Annotated in this window: 20 protein-coding genes and 1 CRISPR repeat array; of the genes, 14 read left to right on the top strand and 6 right to left on the bottom strand. The window is 37.6% G+C overall.

Annotated elements, in window-relative coordinates; genetic code table 11:
- Positions 1-19: 19 nt before the first annotated feature.
- Genes IGJ46_RS08360 through IGJ46_RS08350 form a run of 3 tightly spaced genes read right to left on the bottom strand, consistent with a single transcriptional unit; the run spans position 20 to position 2548 of the window.
- Positions 20-946 (bottom strand): metal ABC transporter substrate-binding protein, encoded by a 927-nt coding sequence (locus IGJ46_RS08360; protein ID WP_002356954.1) that lies wholly within the window; start codon positions 944-946, stop codon positions 20-22.
- Positions 933-1802: a metal ABC transporter permease gene (locus IGJ46_RS08355; RefSeq protein WP_002369145.1), complete on the bottom strand. Its 870-nt coding sequence runs from the start codon at positions 1800-1802 to the stop codon at positions 933-935. The genes IGJ46_RS08360 and IGJ46_RS08355 overlap by 14 nt, the downstream gene beginning before the upstream one ends.
- Complete coding sequence (locus tag IGJ46_RS08350) at positions 1799-2548, bottom strand: metal ABC transporter ATP-binding protein (protein WP_002360005.1); 750 nt, start codon at positions 2546-2548, stop codon at positions 1799-1801. Before IGJ46_RS08350 ends, IGJ46_RS08355 begins: the two co-directional genes overlap by 4 nt.
- 212 nt (positions 2549-2760) lie before the next feature.
- Here IGJ46_RS08350 and IGJ46_RS08345 point away from each other — a divergent pair, with 212 nt between their 5' ends.
- The 4 genes from IGJ46_RS08345 to mnmA all read left to right on the top strand — a co-directional run bounded on the left by IGJ46_RS08345 (position 2761) and on the right by mnmA (position 6799).
- Positions 2761-3735: a ribose-phosphate diphosphokinase gene (locus IGJ46_RS08345; RefSeq protein WP_002362076.1), complete on the top strand. Its 975-nt coding sequence runs from the start codon at positions 2761-2763 to the stop codon at positions 3733-3735.
- A gap of 156 nt (positions 3736-3891) precedes the next feature.
- Entirely contained in the window at positions 3892-5037 is a 1146-nt protein-coding gene (locus IGJ46_RS08340) for a cysteine desulfurase family protein (protein ID WP_002360007.1), read from the top strand.
- A 67-nt stretch (positions 5038-5104) separates the two neighbouring features.
- Positions 5105-5449: a DUF1831 domain-containing protein gene (locus tag IGJ46_RS08335; RefSeq protein WP_002356959.1), complete on the top strand. Its 345-nt coding sequence runs from the start codon at positions 5105-5107 to the stop codon at positions 5447-5449.
- A gap of 225 nt (positions 5450-5674) precedes the next feature.
- Positions 5675-6799, top strand: coding sequence for a tRNA 2-thiouridine(34) synthase MnmA (gene mnmA / locus IGJ46_RS08330; RefSeq protein WP_002362075.1), 1125 nt, complete (start codon positions 5675-5677; stop codon positions 6797-6799).
- A gap of 186 nt (positions 6800-6985) precedes the next feature.
- Here mnmA and IGJ46_RS08325 read toward each other — a convergent pair whose 3' ends face one another.
- Together IGJ46_RS08325 and IGJ46_RS08320 are read right to left on the bottom strand one after the other, a co-directional pair.
- A complete protein-coding gene (locus IGJ46_RS08325) occupies positions 6986-8218 on the bottom strand; it encodes a multidrug efflux MFS transporter (protein ID WP_002369152.1) in 1233 nt (410 codons plus the stop codon).
- A gap of 16 nt (positions 8219-8234) precedes the next feature.
- Complete coding sequence (locus IGJ46_RS08320; protein ID WP_002362073.1) at positions 8235-8750, bottom strand: YbhB/YbcL family Raf kinase inhibitor-like protein; 516 nt, start codon at positions 8748-8750, stop codon at positions 8235-8237.
- A 132-nt stretch (positions 8751-8882) separates the two neighbouring features.
- Between IGJ46_RS08320 and IGJ46_RS08315 the strand changes: the two genes are divergently transcribed.
- The 8 genes from IGJ46_RS08315 (at position 8883) to cydC (ending at position 20264) form a co-directional block, all read left to right on the top strand.
- Positions 8883-9452 (top strand): TetR/AcrR family transcriptional regulator, encoded by a 570-nt coding sequence (locus tag IGJ46_RS08315; RefSeq protein WP_002356965.1) that lies wholly within the window; start codon positions 8883-8885, stop codon positions 9450-9452.
- A 97-nt stretch (positions 9453-9549) separates the two neighbouring features.
- The gene (locus IGJ46_RS08310; RefSeq protein ID WP_002356966.1) at positions 9550-9915 is read left to right on the top strand and encodes a DUF1033 family protein; all 366 of its coding nucleotides are present in this window, start codon (positions 9550-9552) and stop codon (positions 9913-9915) included.
- 130 nt (positions 9916-10045) lie between these two features.
- Positions 10046-12127, top strand: coding sequence for a DNA topoisomerase III (locus IGJ46_RS08305; RefSeq protein ID WP_305733578.1), 2082 nt, complete (start codon positions 10046-10048; stop codon positions 12125-12127).
- Positions 12128-12211: 84 nt separating this feature from the next.
- Positions 12212-13075, top strand: coding sequence for an AraC family transcriptional regulator (locus tag IGJ46_RS08300; RefSeq protein WP_002398073.1), 864 nt, complete (start codon positions 12212-12214; stop codon positions 13073-13075).
- A 157-nt stretch (positions 13076-13232) separates the two neighbouring features.
- Positions 13233-13862: a CRISPR direct-repeat array (repeat unit 36 nt; unit sequence GTTTTAGAGTCATGTTGTTTAGAATGGTACCAAAAC).
- A gap of 472 nt (positions 13863-14334) precedes the next feature.
- Entirely contained in the window at positions 14335-15753 is a 1419-nt protein-coding gene (locus tag IGJ46_RS08295) for a cytochrome ubiquinol oxidase subunit I (RefSeq protein WP_002356974.1), read from the top strand.
- The gene (gene cydB, locus IGJ46_RS08290; protein ID WP_002356976.1) at positions 15750-16763 is read left to right on the top strand and encodes a cytochrome d ubiquinol oxidase subunit II; all 1014 of its coding nucleotides are present in this window, start codon (positions 15750-15752) and stop codon (positions 16761-16763) included. The genes IGJ46_RS08295 and cydB overlap by 4 nt, the downstream gene beginning before the upstream one ends.
- A gap of 4 nt (positions 16764-16767) precedes the next feature.
- Positions 16768-18501: a thiol reductant ABC exporter subunit CydD gene (cydD, locus tag IGJ46_RS08285; RefSeq protein ID WP_002364369.1), complete on the top strand. Its 1734-nt coding sequence runs from the start codon at positions 16768-16770 to the stop codon at positions 18499-18501.
- Positions 18498-20264 carry a thiol reductant ABC exporter subunit CydC gene (gene cydC / locus IGJ46_RS08280; protein WP_002364246.1) on the top strand — a complete coding sequence of 589 codons (1767 nt, stop codon included), beginning with the start codon at positions 18498-18500 and terminating at the stop codon, positions 20262-20264. Before cydD ends, cydC begins: the two co-directional genes overlap by 4 nt.
- A gap of 79 nt (positions 20265-20343) precedes the next feature.
- Here cydC and IGJ46_RS08275 read toward each other — a convergent pair whose 3' ends face one another.
- Positions 20344-21324 carry a polyprenyl synthetase family protein gene (locus IGJ46_RS08275; protein ID WP_002360015.1) on the bottom strand — a complete coding sequence of 327 codons (981 nt, stop codon included), beginning with the start codon at positions 21322-21324 and terminating at the stop codon, positions 20344-20346.
- A 121-nt stretch (positions 21325-21445) separates the two neighbouring features.
- Between IGJ46_RS08275 and IGJ46_RS08270 the strand changes: the two genes are divergently transcribed.
- Positions 21446-22351: a prenyltransferase gene (locus IGJ46_RS08270; RefSeq protein WP_002360016.1), complete on the top strand. Its 906-nt coding sequence runs from the start codon at positions 21446-21448 to the stop codon at positions 22349-22351.
- 28 nt (positions 22352-22379) lie between these two features.
- Positions 22380-23591, top strand: a complete 1212-nt coding sequence (locus IGJ46_RS08265) for an NAD(P)/FAD-dependent oxidoreductase (protein WP_002360017.1) — start codon at positions 22380-22382, stop codon at positions 23589-23591.
- Positions 23592-23735 lie beyond the last annotated feature (144 nt).

Here is a 23735-nt window from a genome sequence, read left to right as displayed (position 1 = left end):
GTTCTTTCTTCTTTATTATTTATTTACTCATTAAGCCATCATGGATTTTTGTTAAATTCCAGTTCATCATGCTGTAGTACGTATCGCCTTCTGTTCCTTCTTTGGCAAGGGAGTCTGTGAAAAGTGTATCGTAAATTGGTCGTTTCACTTCTTTTGAGACCCGTTCCATACTACGTTTATCGACACTGGTTTCAACAAATAACACAGGTGCTTTTGATTTCTTAATGGTATCAATAATCGTGGTCATTTGTTCAGGTGTTCCTTGGCTTTCTGTGTTAATTTCCCAAATATAAGCGGCATTTAAATCATAAGCTTTGGAGAAATATTTAAAGGCACCTTCACTTGTAACTAATAATTTTTTATCATCAGGAATATCAGCAAATTTAGCTTTGGCTTCCTCATGTAGTTTGCTAAGTTTTTCGGTATAATTTTTCGCGTTTTCTGTATAGAAATCTTTATTTTTTGGATCTTTTTCTACTAACACGTCACGAATGTTTTCTACATATTTAATGCCATTTTCAATGTCTAACCAAGCATGCGGATCTTCTGTTTGTTCTTGACCGGCACTTGTTAAATATTGTGGCGTAACATTTTTGCTTGTAGAAAAGTAATCTTTATTCTCAACTTTTTTGGCCGTTTTCATTAATTTGTTAAACCAGCCATTTCCGCCTGTTTCTAAGTTCAAGCCGTTAAAGAATAAAATGTCCGCTTCAGAAGCTTTCGCAATGTCTTCTGGTAACGGTTCATATTCGTGAGGGTCTGTCCCAATTGGCACAATACTATGCAGCTCAATTTTGTCTTGCCCAACATTTTTCACTAAATCAGATAGGATCGAGTTCGTTGTCACAATTGCTAATTTTTCTTTCTTTTCAGCGGCTTGATTCCCGCAAGCAGCTAACGTTAACCCTGCTAAAAGTGTTAAAAAAAATAAACTAAATTTTTTCATTCGTTGATTCCTCCATTTCTTTCTCACGGTTTACAAATACTAGGCCTTTCTTTGGTGAGAAAAAGAAAGCCAATAAAAAGAATAAGGCGGCGGTTAAAACAATCGTCGCACCAGAAGCTAAGTTATAAGAATAACTAAAGAATAGGCCAATCACTGAACTTAAAATCCCAAAAGTAGAGGCTAAGCCAATCATTGTCGGTAAGTGATTTGTTAATAGATAAGCTGTTGCCGCTGGCGTAATCAGCATGGCAATGACTAAAATAGTTCCGACGGTTTGCAAAGAAGAAACAGCGACTAATGTTAGTAAAAACATCAATGCATAGTGGAAAAATTGAATATTTAAACCATAGGCCTGAGCCATTGTGGGATCAAAAGAAGTGAGTTGCAACTCTTTATAAAACAATGCCACAAAAATCAAAACAATCACGCCGACGACACAAGTAATTAAAATATCGGTATCTGCGACCGCTAATACATTTCCAAACAGAATATGATATAAATCGGTGGAACTTTTTGCAAAAGAGATAAAAATAATCCCTAAAGCAAAAAAAGAACTAAAGACAACACCAATGGCAGTATCATTTTTTAGTGGACTTTTTTGGGTAATAAAGCCGATCGATAATGCAGCTAATAAGCCAAAAATAGAAGCGCCAAAAATATAATTGAAACCAAACATATAAGAAACAGCGACCCCTGGTAAAACAGCATGTGAAATCGCATCACCCATCAAAGACATCCCACGTAAAATAATGAATGAACCAATTACCCCTGAAATGAGTCCGACAATTACAGACGTCAAAAGGGCATTTTGTAAAAATTGATAACGGAATAAACCATCAATAAATGCAGCAATCATTTTGCAACCCCCTGTATTAATAAATCACCTAACAAATCACCGTATGCTTCTTGGAGCGTTTCTGCAGTAAACGTTTGTTCAACAGGACCCGCAGCAATTAGCCGGTTTTTCAAAACGATTAATTCATCAAAATAGTGGGACACTTTGTGCAAATCATGGTGAACAATGATAATCATTTTACCTTGATTTTTTAATGATTTAAGAATATCCATAATCACTTTTTCACTAGACATATCAATGCCGACGAAAGGTTCATCTAAAAAAATCACCTCAGCACCTTGGGCCAAAACACGGGCGATAAACACACGTTGTAATTGGCCACCAGAAAGTTCACCAATCTGGCGTTGCGCATAGTCTTCTAATTGCACCATTTTTAATGCAGCCATGGCTGCTTGCTTTTCTTTCTTTCCTGGGCGTTTTAATAGTCCCAAGTTTGGATAGGTTCCTAGCAAGACCGTTTCAAAAACGCTAATTGGGAAACTAAGATCCAAGGCGCTACGTTGTTCTACATAGGCAATGGTTGTTTTTTGTTGGTCAATCGCTTGATTATTTAACAAAACATCACGTTCCTTTGTTTTAATCAAGCCTAATAACCCTTTAATAAATGTTGACTTTCCAGCACCATTTGGTCCGATAATTCCAGTAATTTTACCGGAGGGAATAGTAACGTGGATATTATTTAAAGCGGTCCGTCCTTGATATTGAACGGTTAACGCTTGAACAGCTAAGTTAAAGCTTTTTCTCATGAAATTCCTCCTTTTTAGGTTTGCCTTAAAATCAGTATAAGGGATAGTTTAAGAAAATGCAAATAATTTTTAGGCGTGCCTAAATACAAGCGCTTTTTTCACAAAGAAAACCGTTTCTTTCAATAAATTAAGGAGGATCCCATGATTTTTATGACAAAAAATGGTAGAATATGAATGAAAACGACTATTATTTTATATTGACGGAGGATATCATGACCGAAAACTATCAAGATGACACCTTACGCATCTTCAGTTTAAATGCAAATCGACCACTTGCTGAAAAAATCGCAGCATCAGTAGGAACAGAATTAGGAAAAAGCACCGTGCGCCAATTTAGTGATGGCGAAATTCAAATTAATATTGAAGAAAGTATTCGTGGCGATCATGTCTACATCATCCAAGCAACGAATGCCCCTGTAAATGATCATTTGATGGAATTGCTTATTTTAATTGATGCATTAAAACGTGCTAGCGCAAAAACAATTAATGTTATTTTGCCTTACTATGGTTATGCTCGCCAAGACCGCACAGCGAAACCAAGAGAACCCATTACTGCGAAATTAGTTGCTAATATGTTAGTAGAGGCAGGCGCAACACGTTTGTTAACATTAGACTTGCATACTGTTCAAGTCCAAGGATTTTTTGATATCCCAGTAGATAATTTATTTACAATGCCTTTGTTCGCTCATTATTATCGTCAACAAGCATTAGTAGGGGAAGAAATTGTGATTGTTTCGCCTAAAAACAGTGGCGTTCAACGCGCACGTAGTTTATCGGAGTACTTAGATGCGACCTTAGCAATTGTAGACCATGAAGAGATTGATGGGGTGCGCCAAGAAGGTTACGTTATTGGGAATGTCGCTGGGAAAAAATGTATTCTTGTTGATGACATTTTGAATACTGGTCAAACGTTAGCCACAGCGGCGGAAGTTTTAATGAAAAATGGTGCGCAAGAAGTATATGCTTGCGCCTCGCATGGTTTGTTATCAGAAGGCGCAAAAGCAACCTTAGAAAATGCGCCAATTAAGGAAATTAGTATTACTGACTCTGTTTATACGACAGCAGACCGCCAACCAGCAACCTTGAATATTATTTCTTGCGCTGAGTTAATGGGGGAAGCGTTACTTCGTATCCATGAAAATAAACCAATGAGTCCATTATTCCGTTTAGAACCAAAAGGAGAATAAGTGATTCCTTAAACTAGAAATAGGTCTAACAACTTTAATAGTGTTGGGCCTATTTTTCTTATCTCTTTTATAAATAGAAGAGAAAGTATTCTGATTTTGTGTTTTAAGCTTTTTATGCTAGAATAACGCCAGAACATAAGGAAAGGGACGAGTCATTTGGAACCCATTTATTTAGATCATGCTGCAACAACACCGCTTCATCCAACGGTCATTCAAGCGATGACTGAAAATATGCAAACGACTTTTGGCAATCCATCAAGTATTCATCAGTTTGGACGAAAGGCACACGGTCTTCTGGAAGAAGTGCGTCAAACGATTGCCGAGAGCTTACAAGCCAAACCCCACGAAATTATTTTTAATAGTGGTGGCACAGAAGGGGATAACACAGCCATCTTGGCAGTTGCTTTTTCTCGTCAAAAGGAAGGAAAACATATTATTACTACGGCAATTGAACATCCCGCTGTGTTACGAACGATGGAATACTTAGAAACGTTAGGCTTTGAAGTGACTTACTTACCTGTGAATGAAAATGGTCAGATTTCAATGGATCAATTCAAAAAGTCTTTACGCGAAGAAACGATCTTGGTTTCAATGATGTATGGCAATAATGAAATTGGAAATCGATTACCAATTGCTGAAGTTGGTGCAATTCTTAAAAATCATTCGGCGATTTTTCATACAGATGCCGTCCAAGCTTATGGAAGTGAAGTCATTTTACCTCATGAATTAGGGATCGACTTATTAAGTATTTCCGCTCATAAAATCAATGGTCCAAAAGGCGTAGGTTTTTTATTTAAAAGCGATGCAATCCAATTACCACCTCTTTTACATGGTGGGGAACAAGAAGAAAAACGACGTGCGGGCACGGAAAACTTAGCTGGAATTATTGGCATGGGTACTGCCGTTTCATTACTAACTTCTGCAGAAAAGCAAGCAAGAAAAACAGCCTATCAAAGTTTTCAAACGATTATTTTAAAAGCGTTAGAAGAAGCCAATATTGATTTTTCAATTAATGGTGAACCAACGAATCGTTTAGCGCATGTCTTAAATCTTCATTTAAAAGGAATTCCCAGTGATTTGCTCTTAATGCATTTGGACTTAAGAGGTATTGCGATTTCAACAGGCTCGGCTTGTACAGCGGGAACTGTGGATCCTTCGCACGTGTTGACAGCGATGTATGGAGAAAATTCCTCAGCTATTAAAGAATCAATCCGGATTAGTTTTGGCTACGGGAACACACCAGAAGAAATTGCGACTTTTTCTGAAGTACTAGTTGCAGTGATTCAACAATTGAAAAAATAATCTGATTGCGGCAGCTACAGGTTTTCGCTATAATGAAGATAACAATGAAAATAACGAGGTGGAACCCATGGCATTTACAACAACGGCTGCTGTTGAAGGCTCAACAGTTTTTTACAAAGTACATCCTAGTGCAAAACGCTATACATTAAAAGATAACGGCTTTACTGAAACAAAATCAGGGAACTTTCAATTGATTCGTTCCTTAGATCCAACGCCTCAGAGAAATGAAGGCTTCAAATTGAAAATTACGATCACTGCTGATCTAAAAGAGTTGAAAATGTCCATTACAACGGCAAATGGTTTAAAACCAATGAATATTTTCAAGAATGAACAACATGAAATGAGTAAAGAAAAATACTTTTTCTTAATGGATGGCTTAATTAGCCGTGGTGTATTAGAGAAAGTAGAATAATTTAGAGAAACCTGAAGAAACAAGTGAAAGTAGCTTGTTCCTTCAGGTTTTCTGTTTATTTGAAAGCAACAGCTTGTTGGCTGTGTCTTTGTTCCAAGTATTTTCTCATTATACGCCCGGCTTGCTTTACTTATTTCAAAAAAATAGTATAATGAAAAGCACTGAAAAGTTACGACCTTCAAATCGTGGATGATTTCAGAATCTAATTGAAATGATGGTGATAAAATGGCAGATAACAGCAAAACGCGTGTCGTGGTAGGCATGAGTGGCGGTGTCGATTCATCTGTCACAGCGTTGCTTTTAAAAGAGCAAGGCTATGATGTAATTGGGATCTTTATGAAAAATTGGGACGATACAGACGAAAATGGTGTCTGTACCGCAACTGAGGATTATAAAGATGTCGCAAAAGTAGCGGATCAAATTGGGATTCCGTATTATTCGGTCAATTTTGAAAAAGAATATTGGGACCGTGTGTTTGAATATTTTTTAGCAGAATATCGGTTAGGACGGACACCAAATCCAGATGTCATGTGTAATAAAGAAATTAAATTTAAAGCATTCCTAGATTATGCTATGCAACTAGGCGCTGACTATGTTGCAACTGGCCACTATGCGCAAGTAGAAACGGATGAAAATGGCGTAGTGCATATGTTACGTGGAATTGACAATAATAAAGACCAAACCTATTTTTTAAGCCAATTATCACAAGCCCAATTGGCAAAAACAATGTTTCCATTGGGTGGCATGGAAAAATCAGAAGTTCGTGCAATTGCTGAACGTGCTGGATTAGCCACAGCCAAGAAAAAAGACTCAACGGGCGTTTGTTTTATTGGTGAAAAGAATTTCAAAGAATTTTTGAGTAATTATTTACCAGCTAAAAAAGGCAACATGGTGACAGAAGATGGCGAAATCAAAGGACAACATGATGGTCTGATGTATTATACTATCGGTCAACGCCAAGGCTTAGGAATTGGTGGCGGCGGTAAAACACAAGAACCATGGTTTGTGATTGGGAAAGATTTAACCACCAATACATTATATGTGGGACAAGGATTTCACCATGAAAAACTATATGCAACACATTTAGAAGCTAGTGAGGTTCATTTTACTGTTGATACACCAATGCCAAAAGAGTTTGACTGTACGGCTAAATTCCGTTATCGTCAAGCAGATATCCCAGTGCATGTTTCCTTATCTGAAGATGGCACAAAAGCAACCGTTACGTTTAAGGAACCAGCGCGCGCAGTCACTCCAGGTCAAGCTGTTGTTTTTTATGATGGGATGGAATGCTTAGGGGGTGGCTTAATTGATCGCGCCTACCAAGATGAAAAAGAACTACAATACGTCTAAAAAGTTTCACGAGTTGTGAAACAAAAAGCGTATAGTTAACCAAAAGAAAAGCGGATATGCTGGTCATAAAACCAGTAAATATCCGCTTTTCTTTTTTGTTTTATATGCCTATTTTTTTTAAAATAAGAAAAAGAGAAAAATTAAAAATTCAAATTGTGGATAACTTTTCTGTGTATAACTTAGTCATCATTTTTCTCTTTTTTTTAATTCGGCGGTGCTTCGACGAACCCATAGAAGGTTAAGGAGAACCAGACAAGAAGTGGAAATAAAGACTCCACGATAACCGAAAGCGGCAGATACGCTTGAACCAATCATAGGACCAATCACATTTCCTGTCGCTTGGAAAGATTGATTGTAACTGAAAATACGACCTGCAGCGTCACTTGGGGAATAACGAGTGATCAACGTTTGAACAGCTGGTAGTAAACAGGCATCGGAAATCCCAACTAAGAAACGAAGCATGGCAAGCTGCCAGACATTTTGAACAAAGGCCATTGGTAGGTAAACGAAAATGGCTAAAATTAAGCCAATTGTCAAGATGCGTTCACTGCCAATACGATCGCCTAACCGGCCGAAACGAGGGGCGGCTATTAACGTTGCAATCCCTGGAATAGAAGCAATGACTCCGCTAATTAAGGTGACATTTCCGTGACCACCCAACAATTGTTGAATATATAAACTGATGATGGGACTAATTGAATTATTGGAAGCTTGAATGATTAATGTCGTAATAAACATTCCAAGAATCACGTGGGGATGTTCTAGTTTTTTTAAAATTTGTTTCCCAGATGCGGCTTGATTTTTTTCAATTGGCACAAACTCTTCATGGACAAAGACGAGACTCAAAACAAAAACGAGTAATAAAATCGTACCAGTAATGAAAAAGGTTGGCCGATAACCGAAAATAGACGCAGTGACACCGCCCAAAAGAGGACCAAGCAACGTGCCGGTAACAGAACCAGTGGCTAAAGTACCAAGCACTTGACCGCTTTTTTCCTTAGGTGTGCCTGTAGCAACTAACGCAGTCGCATTACTGATATAACCAGAAAAAACACCTTGTAATAAGCGTAAGCCAATCAATTGATAAACACTTGTGACTGCGCCCATTAAACTAATGACGATAGCCATCCCTAATGAAGCGCGTAATAACATTAACTTGCGTCCTTTTCGGTCGGCTAAACGGCCCCACCAAGGTGAAACAATGGTTGTGACTAAAAAAGTGGAAGAGAACGTGATTCCGCTCCAAAAATTCAATTGTTGGTGGGTAAAAGTACCTAATGTGTTGATATAAAGAGGCATAAATGGCATCACTAAGCTAAAGCCAATACCAGCCATAAATGTGCCAAACCATAAAACGAGCAGATTTTTTTCCCAAGGTTGTCTTGGACGGAAAATTTTACTTTTAATTAATTCATACATTCTATTTCCTCACTTTCTAGTAAAGAAATTCAAATTTGGCTTTGGCGAGTCGTTGATCATTCAATGCTTGATGCAATTCATTCGCAAAAAAGCCTTCTTTTAAATTTAGTGGATTTTTTGTAGCGTACACATATAACGTATAGGTGTGCACACCAGAGCGAGGGCTTAACCCCAGATAACGTTCGGTTAACTCAGGTAACGTTTCAGTGGCAAGCGCAGGAATCATCTGTTTCCCCAAAGGAGAAGCAAGACTATTTTTTCCTTGAATGGTAGGCTTGAGTGCTGTTCGACTAAAGTCTTCAGGAATCTCATTGGTTACAGGAACATTGGCAGCTAACCAATGAATAAAAGGGAAACCGATTAGAGGAATCGTGTCATAATCAATTAATTCCCAGGATAAATAGCGGGCTTCTTTAGGAATGGCCGCTAAAGAAATAGGAAAAGATAAAATAGGACGTTCGTGTAATAAAAATTCTGCACTGGTTCGTTTGCCATAACGATCGGCCAAATGAGAACGGTTGGTAATATGCATGCCAAACAGCCTTCTTTCAAAAATAATGTTTACAAATTATTATTATAAACTATAATTTATAGTTTAAAAAGAGTCAATAGATATGATAAACTAATACTTGTCCAAAATTTAAGAATTGGAGGCGTCAGAAAGATGGCAAAAAAACGGAATTTAACGAAAGCCAAAATCCTTGAAAGTGCCCGCAATCTAGCGGAAGAATTGGGCGTTCAACAATTAACCTTTCAAAATTTAGCCGTTGATTTAGGCATCAAGTATCCTTCACTCTATAATCACTTTAAAAATATTGCTGAAGTAAAAAATGCTCTAGTGGACTTGTTAATTCAAGAATTAAATGATGCATTGCGAAGAGCCTTAGTGGGTAAGAGTGGCGCAGAAGCAATTCGGATATATGCTGAAACGTACCAACAATTTGCTTTTGAAAATTCTGCAGTCTATGAATTACTTATCAGTGTGCCGAAAACGCAAAACCAACAATTAATTGAAGGCATCCATGAAACCAATCAAATTATCTTACAACTTTTAGCTTTTTATCCATTTAATAATGAAGAACGACTGCACAAAAGTCGAGAACTACGTAGCTTAATCCATGGTTATATTACCTTACGTTTTTTAGGTTATTTTCAACGCGAAGAAGCCACGCCGGAAGAAAGTTATCGTCGCATGATTGAAGATTTTATTGCTTCTTTAGAAGTGGCAGGATAAAATAAATTTCAAAAATTTCTCAGTCCGAAACCAAATCCTTGCAACTTTTTCAGAAAGTGACTATGATACCTACAGTAGCAAAAAAAGGAGCGGTTCAATGTATCAAGTAATTACAATGTATGGCGACAATGAACCTTGGTGGTTTTTTGATGATTGGCAAGAGGACATTGTTCAAGAAAAAACCTTCGATAACTTGACCGATGCAGAGACATATTATGTGGAAGTTTGGCAAAAACTTTCTCAGAATTATACATACGTCAACACAAAGCCTAACTATTTAACGGCTTTCTGGAATGATGGGGAAGAACGCTGGTGTGAAGAATGCGATGAAGATTTACAACAATACTTCGGTTTAGCATTACTAGAAAATCATCATGCGGTTACTTTTGAAAATAAAGCTGAGTTTACCACAATATCCAATCATTTTGGCAAAACAAAATTCTGCAAACGGAAAGTTATTTGAAACGCATGAGTTTAAAGAAAAACCTCAGGGAATTTTCTTTAAACTCTTTTTCTATTCTCGGAATTTAGAGAAAATCGAGCTAATATTTGGTATAATACGAAAAGATAGCACTCAAAAAGGAGCGAAACTAGTGGTTGCAAAACAATTAATTATTGCTGAAAAACCTAGCGTAGCAAAAGATTTAAGCCGCGTTTTAGGAGCAAATCAAAAAAATAAGAATTATTATGAAGGACCCAACGTGATTGTCACATGGGCTTTAGGCCATCTCTTAGGACTAAAAATGCCAGAAGATTTAAACAAAGAATGGCAAACGTGGCAAATGGAAACTTTACCGATGATTCCTAAGAATTTAGGGATTAAACCGTTACCGAAAACGGGACATCAATTAAAAGCGATTAAACAATTAGCTAATCGTAAAGATGTTTCTGAAGCCGTGATTGCCACCGATGCTGGTCGTGAAGGTGAATTAGTGGCCCGCTGGATTTTAGAATATGTCCGTTTTAACAAACCAGTCAAACGCTTATGGATTTCATCTCAAACAGACAAAGCCATTAAAGACGGGTTTAAGAAAATTCGCCCAGCAAAAGACTACGATAATTTGTATTACTCTGCCTTGGCGCGCGCAAAAGCTGACTGGTTAGTGGGTCTAAACGTCACAAGGGCCTTGACAGTGAAATATCAAGATAACTTATCCGCAGGTCGTGTTCAAACACCAACTTTAGCAATGGTACGCCAACAAGAAAAAAGGATTGAACAATTTAAGCCTCAAACTTATTTTACTATCTCGTTAACTGTTGAATCAGAAAAAGCAAAGATGACCCAAAAAAATCCATACGCTTTAAAAGAACGGCAGGAAGCAGAGCAATTAGTCAAAGAACTCTCAAAACAAAAGGGCTTAGTTACCGATATCCAAGAAAAAGTTAAAACAGAAAATGCGCCGTTACCATATGATTTAACCGAAATCCAGCGTGAAGCCAATCAGCGATTCCAATTTTCTGCAAAGAAAACGTTGTCTCTTGTACAAAGTTTATACGAAACCCATAAAATTGTTTCCTATCCTCGAACTGACAGCAAATATCTAACGACGGATATGAAAGGAACGATGAAAGAACGCCTTCAAGCCATTGCTGATTTTTCACCAGAAGTGAAAGGCTACCTTAAAAATGGGGCCGTTGTTAAACAACAAAAAGTTTTCCAAAATGCAAAAGTCACAGATCACCATGGGTTGATTCCAACTGAACAACGTCCTCGTTATGAAAAGCTAAGTAATGATGAACAAAAAATCTATCAAATGATTGTTCAACGATTCTTAGGTTTGTTTGCTGAGCCAAATCAAACCAAACAAACAAAAGTTACAGTCGCTTTTGGAAAAGAAACATTTGTCTTTCATCAAAATAAAGTAGTTGTTGCTGGCTGGAAAACAACAGCCGAACAGCCGCTATCCACTGTCCAATGGCAAAAAGGCATGACCGTTGCGCCAAACTTTACCATTAACAAAGAATTAACGTCGCCGCCAAAACCATTAACCGAAGGAACGTTGTTAGGAAAAATGGAGAAACACAGTTTAGGCACACCGGCAACGCGAGCTGAAATCATTGAAAAACTGATTAAATCAGAATTGATGGAACGAACCAATAGCGGTTTAAGTGTCTCTGCCAAAGGAAAGCAACTATTAGACTTGGTGAATCCATCACTTGTGACACCTGAACTAACGGAAAAATGGGAAAAATCGCTCGAAGCAATCGCTTCGGGTCAACAAAAGAGTCAACTTTTCTTAAAGGATATTGAAGAGGATACGAAAAAATTAGTCCGTGAAATTAAACAAAGCGAGAAAAAATATCAAGATTTTTCCATTACGCACAAAAAATGTCCAGATTGTGGCTCAAACTTACGGGAAAAAAATACGAAAGATGGGAAGATTTACGTTTGTACAAACCAAGAATGTTCTTATCGTCGGCGAAAAGATCCTAAAGTATCCAATCACCGTTGCCCACAATGCCATAAAAAAATGGTCATCATAGAAGGAAAAAATGGTCGTTCTTTCAAATGTAAATTCTGTTCGATTATTGAAAAAATTCCCGATAAAAAAGAACGAAAACAAAAAATGACTAAACATGAAGAACGTCGTTTGATGAAAAAATATTCACAACCAGACGAACCAGAAGAAAGTGCTTTAGCACAGGCCTTAAAAGCCGCTATGAATCAAGAGTAGCGACTTGACGAATGTTGGCTCTAAATAATCAAGTCATCCTTGTTGGTCTTTAGTAAACTTTCAAATAGAAAGAGAGGGACACGGATGCTCGCAAATTTGAATCAAGCAATGGATTATATTGAAGAACATTTAACGGAAGAAGTATCCTTCGATGAATTGGCGAAAAAGACAGGGATTTCTGTTTACCATTTTAAACGAACTTTTTCGTTTATTGCGGGGATGAGTCTGGCTGAGTATATTAAAAAGAGACGTTTGGCGGAAGCAAATTTAGCATTACTTGCTGGTGAAAAAGTGACAGATGTAGCTTTTAAATATGGTTATCAAAGTATTGAAGGATTCTCAAGAGCCTTTCGCGATTGGTCAGGACAAGCCCCTTCTGAAGTAATGAAAACACAAATCCAAAAAACGTTCCCTAAATTCTCTTTCTATATTGATATTAAAGGAGGACAATCAATGGATGTTAAATTGATTGAAAAACCAGCGTTTCAAATAGTCGGAGTTAGTCAGAAGGTTCCCTTGCAGTATCAAGGGGAAAATCAAGCAATCATGGAATTAGCACAGCGCATTACACCACAACAACGAGCGGAAATGCATACATTTGATGATGTATATCCTTATCAAGTAGTAAATGCTTCTTTTGACTTTCAAGAGGGACGAACAACAGAAGGTGGAGAAATGACACACATGATTGGCTTTGCCACTTCGCAAGAAAATACCTATGAAGATTTGGAGCAACTAAGCGTACCTGCTCATACATGGGCGGTTTTTCCAAATGAAGGTCCTTTCCCTCAAACTTTACAAGAAACCTGGGCAAGGATATTCTCTGAATGGTTGCCTTCATCTGGTTACCAAGTCGTTGCAGCACCAGAAATTTCGTTTACGCAATATCAAGGACCAGCAGAAGCTAAGTATAGTGAAATCTGGCTCGCTGTTACAGCTACTAAATAAAGAAAACCCACCATTGAAAAATGGTGGGTTTTTCCGCCAAGAAGAAGAAAGTTTGGTATAATAAACGTGAAGAAAAAATTCAGACCTTCTAAACTGAAATCTAGCTATGGATAAGTGATGCGAATACGGAATCATGGAGAAAAAATAATTCTCCGAGGTTTTAGAGTCATGTTGTTTAGAATGGTACCAAAACTGTTGCAATGTCTACATGGTATACCAAATCGTTTTAGAGTCATGTTGTTTAGAATGGTACCAAAACATAAGTTAGAACGAACAGCTCAAATATTAGGTTTTAGAGTCATGTTGTTTAGAATGGTACCAAAACACGCTTGGGAAATTGGATGCAAATATTATTGTTTTAGAGTCATGTTGTTTAGAATGGTACCAAAACACGCTTGGGAAATTGGATGCAAATATTATTGTTTTAGAGTCATGTTGTTTAGAATGGTACCAAAACATAATTTTACAGAAAACAATCGTATAGAAAGTTTTAGAGTCATGTTGTTTAGAGTGGTACCAAAACAAGAAGCAAAAGAGAACATGATTGCCGTTTGTTTTAGAGTTATGTTGTTTAGAATGGTACCAAAACATTTATATCCAATCACAGTAGCAATACCTTGTTTTAGAGTCATGTTGTTTGGAATGGTACCAAAACTGATCGTGGATTTTCTGACAGGTTGGATCAGTTTTAGAGTCATATTGTTTAGAATGGTGCCAAAACATTACTTGTTAAGGCTTCAATTATCAATTCGTTTTAGAGTCATGTTGTTTGGAATGGTACCAAAACAAACTTTTTTGATTTGGCTTTTTCTCCCCTGTTTTATAGTCATGTTGTTAAAAAACAAACTATCACCTCAAGCAATCCGTAATTTTCATCACAAGATTAGAATTTTTATCATCAAAGACGAGCTGCTTCAATTTTTGGGAACTAATCAAGTGATAAGTCAAAATGTTGATAGATTGAGATTAGTTCTTCCTTTTTTTAGGAAGGGCTTTTTTTATTGATAGAAGAAAGGGAAGAAATCTTGGGAGCACCTAAAAAAATTGTGAGAAATGCTTCTGTATTGTTTGGTTTCTGCCTCAGAAAGTTGTATACTTAGATTGGAATTATTCTATATTACATGCATTTTCACACTTTTTGGAAAAGTTCACTTGAATTTTCTTTTAGTTTCGTAGATAAAAGGAGTCATCGCTAATGGAAATGAACAATTCAGGTAAGCTTGTTTCTTTGTGTGGAGGCAAATCAGGGAGGAAATAATATGTTTGATATTGTAACATTGGCGAGAATCCAATTTGCGATGACAACAGTTTTCCACTTTTTCTTCGTACCGTTTTCAATAGGATTAGCACTTGTTGTAGCAATTATGGAAACAATGTACGTTGTGAAAAAAGAGGAACGTTATCGTAAAATGGCCAAGTTTTGGGGAAATATATTCCTATTAAGCTTCGCTGTTGGGGTTGTAACCGGGATTATTCAAGAATTTCAGTTTGGGATGAACTGGTCTGATTATTCTCGATTCGTCGGAGATATTTTTGGGGCACCGTTGGCGGTAGAAGCGCTCTTAGCTTTCTTCTTAGAGTCAACATTCTTAGGTTTATGGATCTTTACTTGGGATAAAATGAATCCGAAAGTTCACGTAACCTTTATCTGGTTAGTCGTATTCGGTTCAATGATGTCTGCTTTCTGGATTTTAGTTGCCAATAGTTTTATGCAACATCCAGTAGGTTATGTCATCAATAATGGCCGTGCTGAAATGGTGGACTTTGTAGCTGTCATCAGCAATCCAAAAGTTTGGTATGAATTTTCACACGTTATCATGGGCGCCTTTACATTGGGCGGCATGGCAGTAGCTGGTATGGCTGCTTTCCAATTGTTGAAAAAACGGGATATTTCATTCCACAAAGCATCTATGCGCATTGGCTTATGGGTTACTTTGTTCGGTTCAATCGGCGTTTTATTAGCTGGCGACTTGCAAATGAAAGCTCTAATTGAAGGACAACCAATGAAATTTGCGGCGATGGAGGGGGCCTATGAAGACTCTGATGATCCTGCTGCTTGGACATTGATTGCTTGGGCAGATGAACGGGAACATAAACAAGTTTTTGGTATCGATATTCCGTATATGTTAAGTATTTTATCGTATAACAAATTATCAGGTTCGGTTGATGGGATGGATACAGTCAACAAACGCTTGGTAGAAAAATATGGGGATGATAAAAATTATTATCCACCAGTTAACACTTTATTCTGGAGCTTCCGTATCATGGCTGGTTTTGGTGCCTTAATGTTATTGGTTGCTGCCTTAGGACTATTCTTTACAAGGAAGAAAAAACCATCTCTGTACGAGAAGAAATGGATGCTGTGGATTGTTGCTTTATGTACGTTCGCACCATTCCTTGCCAATACAACAGGTTGGTTAGTCACTGAATTAGGTCGTTATCCGTGGACTGTCTATGGATTATTTACGATTGAACAAAGTGTTTCACCAAATGTATCGGTTGCTTCATTAATTACGTCAAATGTCATTTATTTCTTATTATTTGCTGGTTTAGGTAGTGTCATGGTTTACTTGGTCATTTTAGAATTACGTAAAGGACCGGACTATGAAGCGAAAAAATTAGCGAAAGAAAATGAACCAGCGTTGGATCCATTTGATAAGGGGGTATTTGGCGAATGAGTACACTACAATTATTATGGTTTGTCCTTATCGGCGTCTTGTTCTCAGGTTTCTTCTTCTTAGAAGGATTTGACTTTGGTGTTGGAATGGCCGTTCAAACGTTGGCACACAATGACGACGAAAAAGATCAAGTCGTTGCAACAATTGGACCTGTCTGGGACGGAAACGAAGTTTGGCTATTAACAGCGGGCGGCGCAATGTTTGCCTCTTTCCCATATTGGTATGCTTCATTATTTAGTGGCTACTATTTAATTCTATTTACGATTTTATTTGGCTTAATTATTCGCGGAGTTTCCTTTGAATTCCGCCACAACATGCCGGAAGGTAAACGTCGTCGGATGTGGAACTGGACGCTATCAATTGGTAGTTTCCTTGTACCGTTCTTCTTTGGTATTTTGTTTATCAGCTTAGTCCAAGGAATGCCTTTAGATGCAAACGGCAATATGCATGCGCAATTTACGGATTATTTTAATCTGTTTTCAATTGTTGGTGGAGTAGCCTTAACATTACTTTGCTACTTACACGGCATGAACTATATTGCTTTAAAAACAGAAGGCCCAATTCGCGAACGTGCTCGAAATTATGCAGAAATCTTATACGGCGTTTTATATGTCGGTTTAGTTGTTTTTGCAGTGTTGATGTACTTCAAAACGGACTTTTATGAAAAGAACTTTGCGGTCACTTTAATTTTAACGTTAGCAATTGTGGTCTTAACGGTCATTGCCAATGTTGGGGTGTTTAAACGCAAAGAGATGTTAGCTTTTCTAGCGAGTGGTTTAACATTAGTTGTACTAGTTGCTCTCTTGTTCAGTGGCTTGTTCCCACGTGTTATGATTGGTAGTGAAGGTTTTGATTTGTTGATTAAAGATGCAACAAGCACACCATATACACTAAAAATTATGACGTGGATTTCTTTAAGCATTTTACCATTCGTGTTAGCTTATACTGCTTGGTCCTATTATATTTTCAGAAAACGTATTTCACAGACAGCCGTACCAGAGGGGTATTAAATCTATGATTGATAAAGACATCTTACAGATGCCTAAAATCAAAAAAATTCTTGTCTTGCTTGCAGGTTTTTCTTTCCTGCAAGCAGTCTTTATAATTGGGCAAGCTTTTTTTCTTTCAAAAGCCATTGTCGGCCTTTGGAGTGGCGGGCATCTTAACCAACAACTACAGAGTATTTTACTCTTTTTTATTTTTTATCTTGGTCGACATGTTATTACGTATTTTCGTGAGAGAATGCTCGATACATTTAGTTATGAACGCTCGAAAGAATTACGCGAACAATTATTAACTAAAATTTTCCGTTTGGGGCCAAATGTTGTTCAAAAAAATGGGACTGGAAATATGGTTACCATGGCTTTAGAAGGCATTAGTCAAACCGAAAATTATTTACAATTGATTTTGACAAAAATGATGAATATGATGATTATTCCTTGGATTATTTTGGCCTTTGTTTTTACACAAGATATTCGTTCAGGCGTAACATTGCTGATTGTTTTTCCGATTATTATTATTTTTATGATTGTGTTAGGTTATGCAGCACAAAGTAAAGCGGACAAGCAATATGCGGCGTTTCAAATGCTTTCCAATCATTTTATTGATTCCTTACGAGGAATTGACACGCTGAAACTGTTTGGGTTGAGTAAAAAATATGCTGGGAGTATTTACCATACAAGTGAACGATTCAGAAAAGCGACCATGAGTACATTGAAAATTGCTATTTTATCAACCTTTGCGTTAGACTTTTTTACGACATTATCGGTAGCTGTTGTGGCAGTTTTTCTTGGATTAAGTTTATTAAACGGCACGATTTTATTATTTCCTGCCTTGGTTACTTTAATTTTAGCACCCGAGTTCTTTTTACCGATTCGTGATTTTTCAAGTGATTATCACGCAACCTTAGATGGAAAAAACTCTTTTCAAGCGATCCAAGCGGTATTAGCATTGCCAGAAGCAGAACAGACCGATGTGCTCACGTTAGATGATTGGCATCAAGAAAGTCAGTTGTCAGTCACAGCGTTAAATTTTTCCTATGAAGATGCAACGCAAGAAGCGATTCAATCGTTGCAATTCTCTGTTGATGGTCGCAAAAAGATTGGAATTATTGGGGCGAGTGGTTCTGGTAAGTCAACGTTAATTAATTTATTAAGTGGCTTTTTATTGCCAACAGAAGAAACGAGTCAATTGGCGATAAACGGTCAGACGATTCCACATTTTTTACAAAAAGACTGGCAAAAGCAAATCCTTTATATTCCGCAAGCGCCATATATTTTCCAGGATACTTTGGCAAACAATATTCGCTTTTATACACCTGAAGCAACAGATGAGGCGATTCAGCAAGCGATTCAGTTAGTTGGCTTAGACGAGCTGGTTAAAGATCTTCCCGAAGGAATTCATACCTTGATTGGGGAAAGTGGTCGAATGTTAAGTGGGGGACAAGCGCAACGAGTAGCGTTGGCCCGCGCCTTTGTCGATCAAAAACGCCACGTCTTGCTGTTTGATGAGCCGACAGCGCATTTGGATATTGAAACAGAAGTTGAAATGAAAGAGCGCATGTTGCCATTAATGAACAATCATCTTGTCTTCTTTGCGACACATCGTCTGCATTGGATGGAAGAAATGGATTACATTTTAGTGATGGAAAAAGGTCAATTAGTGGAACAAGGAACGCTAGCAGAGTTGATTGAAAAAGATGGCTACTATGTTCAATTAATGAAGCAAATGAGAGGAGGACGCCAATGATGGAAAAACAGCCGACAACGAAAGACGTTTGGAAAAACGATCAATGGGTTCGTCCTTTCTTAAAACGCTATAAAAAAACCTTGTATTTTGCCTTACTTTTAGGCTTCTTGACGTTCTTTAGCGCAGGGGCATTAATGTTTACGTCTGGTTACTTAATCAGTCGTGCGGCTTCCTTACCAGAGAATATTTTATTAATTTATATTCCCATTGTTTTAACAAGAGCATTTGGGATTGGCCGTCCTGTTTTTCGTTATGTGGAGCGTCTAACGAGTCATAACTGGGTGTTAAAAATGACCTCTGATCTGCGCTTGAAACTTTATAATGTACTAGAAAAAGATGCGATTTTCTTTAAGACAAAATATCGCACTGGGGATATCTTAGGTTTGCTTTCGGAGGATATTAATCATATCCAAAACTTGTATTTACGAACGATTTTCCCAACCGTTATTGCTTGGATTTTGTATATCTTTTTAGTGATTGCGTTAGGTTTCTTTTCTTGGTGGTTTGCTTTATGCATGTTACTGATGTTAGGAGTGGTTGTTTTTCTATTACCACTTGTTTCAGTTCTAGTGAATGGTGCGCGTCAAGAAAAACATAAATATGCCAAAAATGAGTTATATCAAACACTAACCGACAATATTCTAGGTGTGTCTGATTGGGTATTTAGTCAACGAGGCTCTGAATTCGTTGCTCGTTATGAAACAGATGAAGCAAACGTTCGTGCATTAGATGAAAAAATGAAGCAATTTAACCGTGGCCGAGACTTTGTTTTACAACTTCTGTTTGGTGTGATTGCGATTGCTGTCTTAGCTTGGACAAGTGTGCGGTTTCCAGGTAATCATGGGGGCGCAGCCAATTGGATTGGTGCCTTTGTTTTAACCGTTTTTCCGTTAATTGATGCCTTTGCTCCGCTACCTGCTGCAGCACAGGAAACAACGATTTATAAGGATTCCATTCGTCGTTTTAATGAGCTTCCTGAAGGGGAAGATGACTCAACAGAAGCGCCTGTTCAGCCAAATGGCACCAGTTTATCGATAGAACATTTGTCTTTTGCATATGAAAATCAAGAGAAAAAGGTATTAAATGACTTATCGTTAACAATTCCTGAAAAACAAAAATTAGCGATTTTAGGACGCAGTGGTTCCGGAAAGAGTACGTTGGCTTCGCTCATTCGTGGTGATTTACGGCCTACTTCGGGAGAAATCCTTTTAGGAAATATCCCAACTGAGGCATTTGGTGAGACGATGACTGAATATATTGGGGTTATGCATCAAGCACCGTACCTATTTCGAACAACCATTTTAAATAATATTCGGATTGGTAGAGAAGAAGCAAGCGAAGCAGAAGTTTGGGCGGTTTTAGAAAAAGTTGGCTTAAAAGAAATGGTTGCCCAATTACCAGAAGGTTTACAAACAATGGTGGATGAAGCAGGTTTGCGTTTTTCTGGTGGCGAACGACATCGCTTGGCGCTAGCGCGGATTCTTTTGCAAGATACACCGATTGTGTTATTAGACGAACCAACTACTGGTTTAGATCCAATTACAGAACAGCAATTGCTGGAAACCTTTTTTGAGGCATTAAAAGATAAAACCGTCATCTGGATTACCCACCATTTGCAAGGCGTAACTTTGATGGATCAAGTGATCTTTATTGAAGATGGCCAATTAGAGATGAGTGGTACGCCAGAAGAATTACTTGCAACCAATGCGCATTATCAGAAACTTTACCGAATTGATCGTGGCATTAGTTCTTTCGAGGAATAAAAAAACGACTGGTTGTTGATTAAAGCAAACAATCAGTCGTTTTTCTATTTCAATTAATGGCAATTCTTCTATAAAACGTTTAAAATGAACGATGTAATAAGAGCTCAGTTAAGGAAAGTAAGGTTTCTTTTGCTGTGCCATCAGGCAATTGTTGAATATCAGTGATTGCTTTGTTGGTTACTTTTTTAGCAAAAGCTTGTGCTTCTGTAACGCCATGATAGTCATTGACTAGCGCCGCAACTTCAGCTGCCTCTTCTAAGGTAATGGCGCGTCCTTTATCCAAATAAGGGCTGAATACGTCAGGTGCTGCTTGATAAGCGAAGAGAAGAGGTAACGTATAAACACCTTGTGACAAGTCTTCTAAAGCGGGCTTTTTCAAGGTTTCCGTGTCGGCAGTATAATCTAAAATATCGTCATAGACTTGAAAAGCAATGCCAATATGACGGCCAATTCGTTTAGCTAAACGTTGGACTTCTTTTGAACTATGACCGAAATAGGCCCCTTCAAGACAGCTTAGTGAAAAAAGTTCGGCTGTTTTGCCGTTGACACTTCTTAAATAAGCAGGAATCGACATGCGGCGGTCAAATCGATGACTCATTTGATCGAGTTCACCAAGTAATAACCGTTTCATTCCTTGTGCATTGATTTTCATAAATTCAGAGCCATTCATGGCATCTGCAATCAAAGTAAAGAATTCAGTGAATAGTAAATCACCTGTGTAAACAGCCACGTCTTTACCATATTGTGATTGAATAGTCACAGCGCCTCGGCGCAATGGAGAATCGTCAATAATGTCATCGTGAATCAACGTAGCCATATGTAGGATTTCCAAAGATGCAGCTATTTTTAATAGTTGTTGTTTCTCTTGTTTTTCTTCATCACCCAGTTGAGCAAAAAGAAAGAAAAAAGCGGGGCGTAATAATTTGCCGCCAGAACGAGCCAAAGTTACTAAGGCTTCTTCAATGTCTTCGTTGCGTGTATGCAACGTTTGTTCAATTAATTCACATGTTTCCGTTAAAGAACGTTCAACGTCAGGAAACGACTTCCAAAATGTGTTCATAAATATACTACGATCCTTTCAGTGGTTCAATACTATTTGATTGTATACGAATTGGCGACAGAAATACAGTAATTAAGTTTTAAAAGTAACAAAGTTTGTAAAAAAGTAGCGGAGGGATAGTTTGAATCGAGAAATATTTTTTGAATTAGTAGAATTAAAAGCAAAAACAGCTAGTGTTTTGCCATTTTTGTTAGGAATTTGTTTTAGTTGGTACCAATATGGGCGGCTCCATGTTGGTTATGTTTTAATTTTTTTCATTGCGATGTTTATTTTTAATATGGCGGTCGATATTTTAGATAATTATAATGATTACCATCATGCCACAGAAGTTCATGATTATAAGGAAAAAACGAATATTATCGGTCGAGAAAATTTATCTTTGCCATTAATACGCAAAATGATTTTTTGGATGATTCTCGTTTCTGCTTTAATGGGGATTGGGTTGTCATTTATTGTCGGCTGGCCGTTATTAATTATGGGTCTTTATTGTTACTTAATTGGTATTTTTTATTCATCAGGACCGAAACCTTTATCTAGTCTACCATTAGGGGAAGTTTTCTCAGGATTTACAATGGGGTTCATGATTACCCTTATTTGTGTCTACATTAATACGTTTGAAGTTTTCAATTGGTCAGCAGCTAATTTATGGGGGATTTTCTTAGTCGCCTTACCTAACACTTGTTACATTGCTAACTTAATGTTAGCAAATAATATCTGTGACTTAGAGGAAGATGAAAATAACAAGAGATATACATTAGTTCATTACCTTGGCAAAGCAAGTTCTTTGAAATTATTCGTCGGATTAAATACAATAGCAATGTTAGCCATTTTGTTAGCTGTCGGTTTAGGATTAACCCCGCCAACAATGTTACTCATGCTTTTAACTTTACCTTTTGTACGGAAACAAACCCAAGCCTTACTGAAGGAACAAGTGAAGAGTAAAACATTTGTTTGTGCTGTGAAGATCTTAGCTGTGGGAGCAACTGCACAAGTGCTATTTTTTGCCATAGGTTTGTGGTGGCTGTAAATTTTTTATAGAGTGGAAGGGAATCAAAATGAATAAGAAACATGTTGTTATTTTAGGTGCTGGTTACGCAGGCTTAAAAACATTACGCGAATTACAAAAAGGCGCCAAAGACGTCGAAATTACTTTAGTGGATCGTAACAACTATCACTACGAAGCAACGGATTTGCATGAAGTTGCTGCTGGAACACAACCAGCTGAAAAAATCACATACAATATTATGGATGTTGTCGATGAAAAAATGACCACCTTTATCCAAGGAACAGTTAAAACAATTGATGCTGCAACACAAACAGTTGCTTTAGAAGATGGCCAAACAATCAATTATGATTACTTAGTTGTTTCTCTTGGGTTTGAATCAGAATCATTTGGTATCCCTGGTGTGCAAGAACATGCTCTACAAATGGTAGATGTGAAAACGGCTTTAAACGTGTATGAACATATCCAAGAACAAATGCGTCAATACAAAGCAACTCAAAACGAAGAATTCTTAAAAATTGTTGTCTGCGGAGCAGGCTTTACAGGGATTGAATTATTAGGTTCTCTTGTTGAAAACAAACCAAAATTTGCTGAAATCGCAGGTGTCTCAGCAGATCAAATCCAAATTTATTGTGTCGAAGCAGTTACTCGCCTATTGCCGATGTTTAACGAAAAACTTGCGAACTATGGTGTGCAATTATTAAAAGATTCAGCTATTCATTTATTATTAGGTAAACCGATTAAAGAAATCAAACCAGGCGCAGTTGTTTATCAAGATAACGAAGCAGGCGACTTGGCAGAACTTTCTGCTAAAACAATTATTTGGACAACGGGTGTTAGTGGAAGCCACGTTGTAGGCGATTCTGGCTTTGAAGCTCGTCGTGGTCGTGTCATGGTTCAACCAGATTTAACAGATGCGAACCATAGCAACGTCTATATTATTGGTGACTGCTCAGCAGTTATGGATACAGAAACTAATCGACCTTACCCAACGACAGCACAAATCGCCTTGAAAATGGGGGCGCATGCTGCTAAAAATATTCAAGCACAATTGAAAGGGGAAGCAACTAAACCTTTCAGCTTTAAATCACAAGGTTCTGTTTGTTCTGTAGGAAATACACGTGCTTTAGGAATTGTTGGTAAAACAGACATTAAAGGATACCCAGCTTCATTCATGAAAAAAATTATCATGAACAAAGCGCTCTTTGAAACAGGTGGTACCAAAGAAATGATGGCTAAAGGTCGTTTCGACTTATACCATTAAGAATCAGCAAAATAAGAAATAATGAGGTCGGGACAGAACCGTTTAGCTCCGAGAAATAAGAAGAAATTTCCGAAAATTGCTCTTTAATTTTTGGAGAATTTCGGCTTATTTCCGAAGGAGTTGGTTCTGTTCCCGCCGTTTATC

This window comes from Enterococcus sp. AZ120, assembly GCF_050546165.1.
GTDB classification, from domain to species: Bacteria; Bacillota; Bacilli; order Lactobacillales; family Enterococcaceae; genus Enterococcus; species Enterococcus faecalis.
The sequence above is the reverse complement of the archived record's forward strand: the minus strand, read 5'-3'. Positions and strand labels throughout refer to the sequence as shown.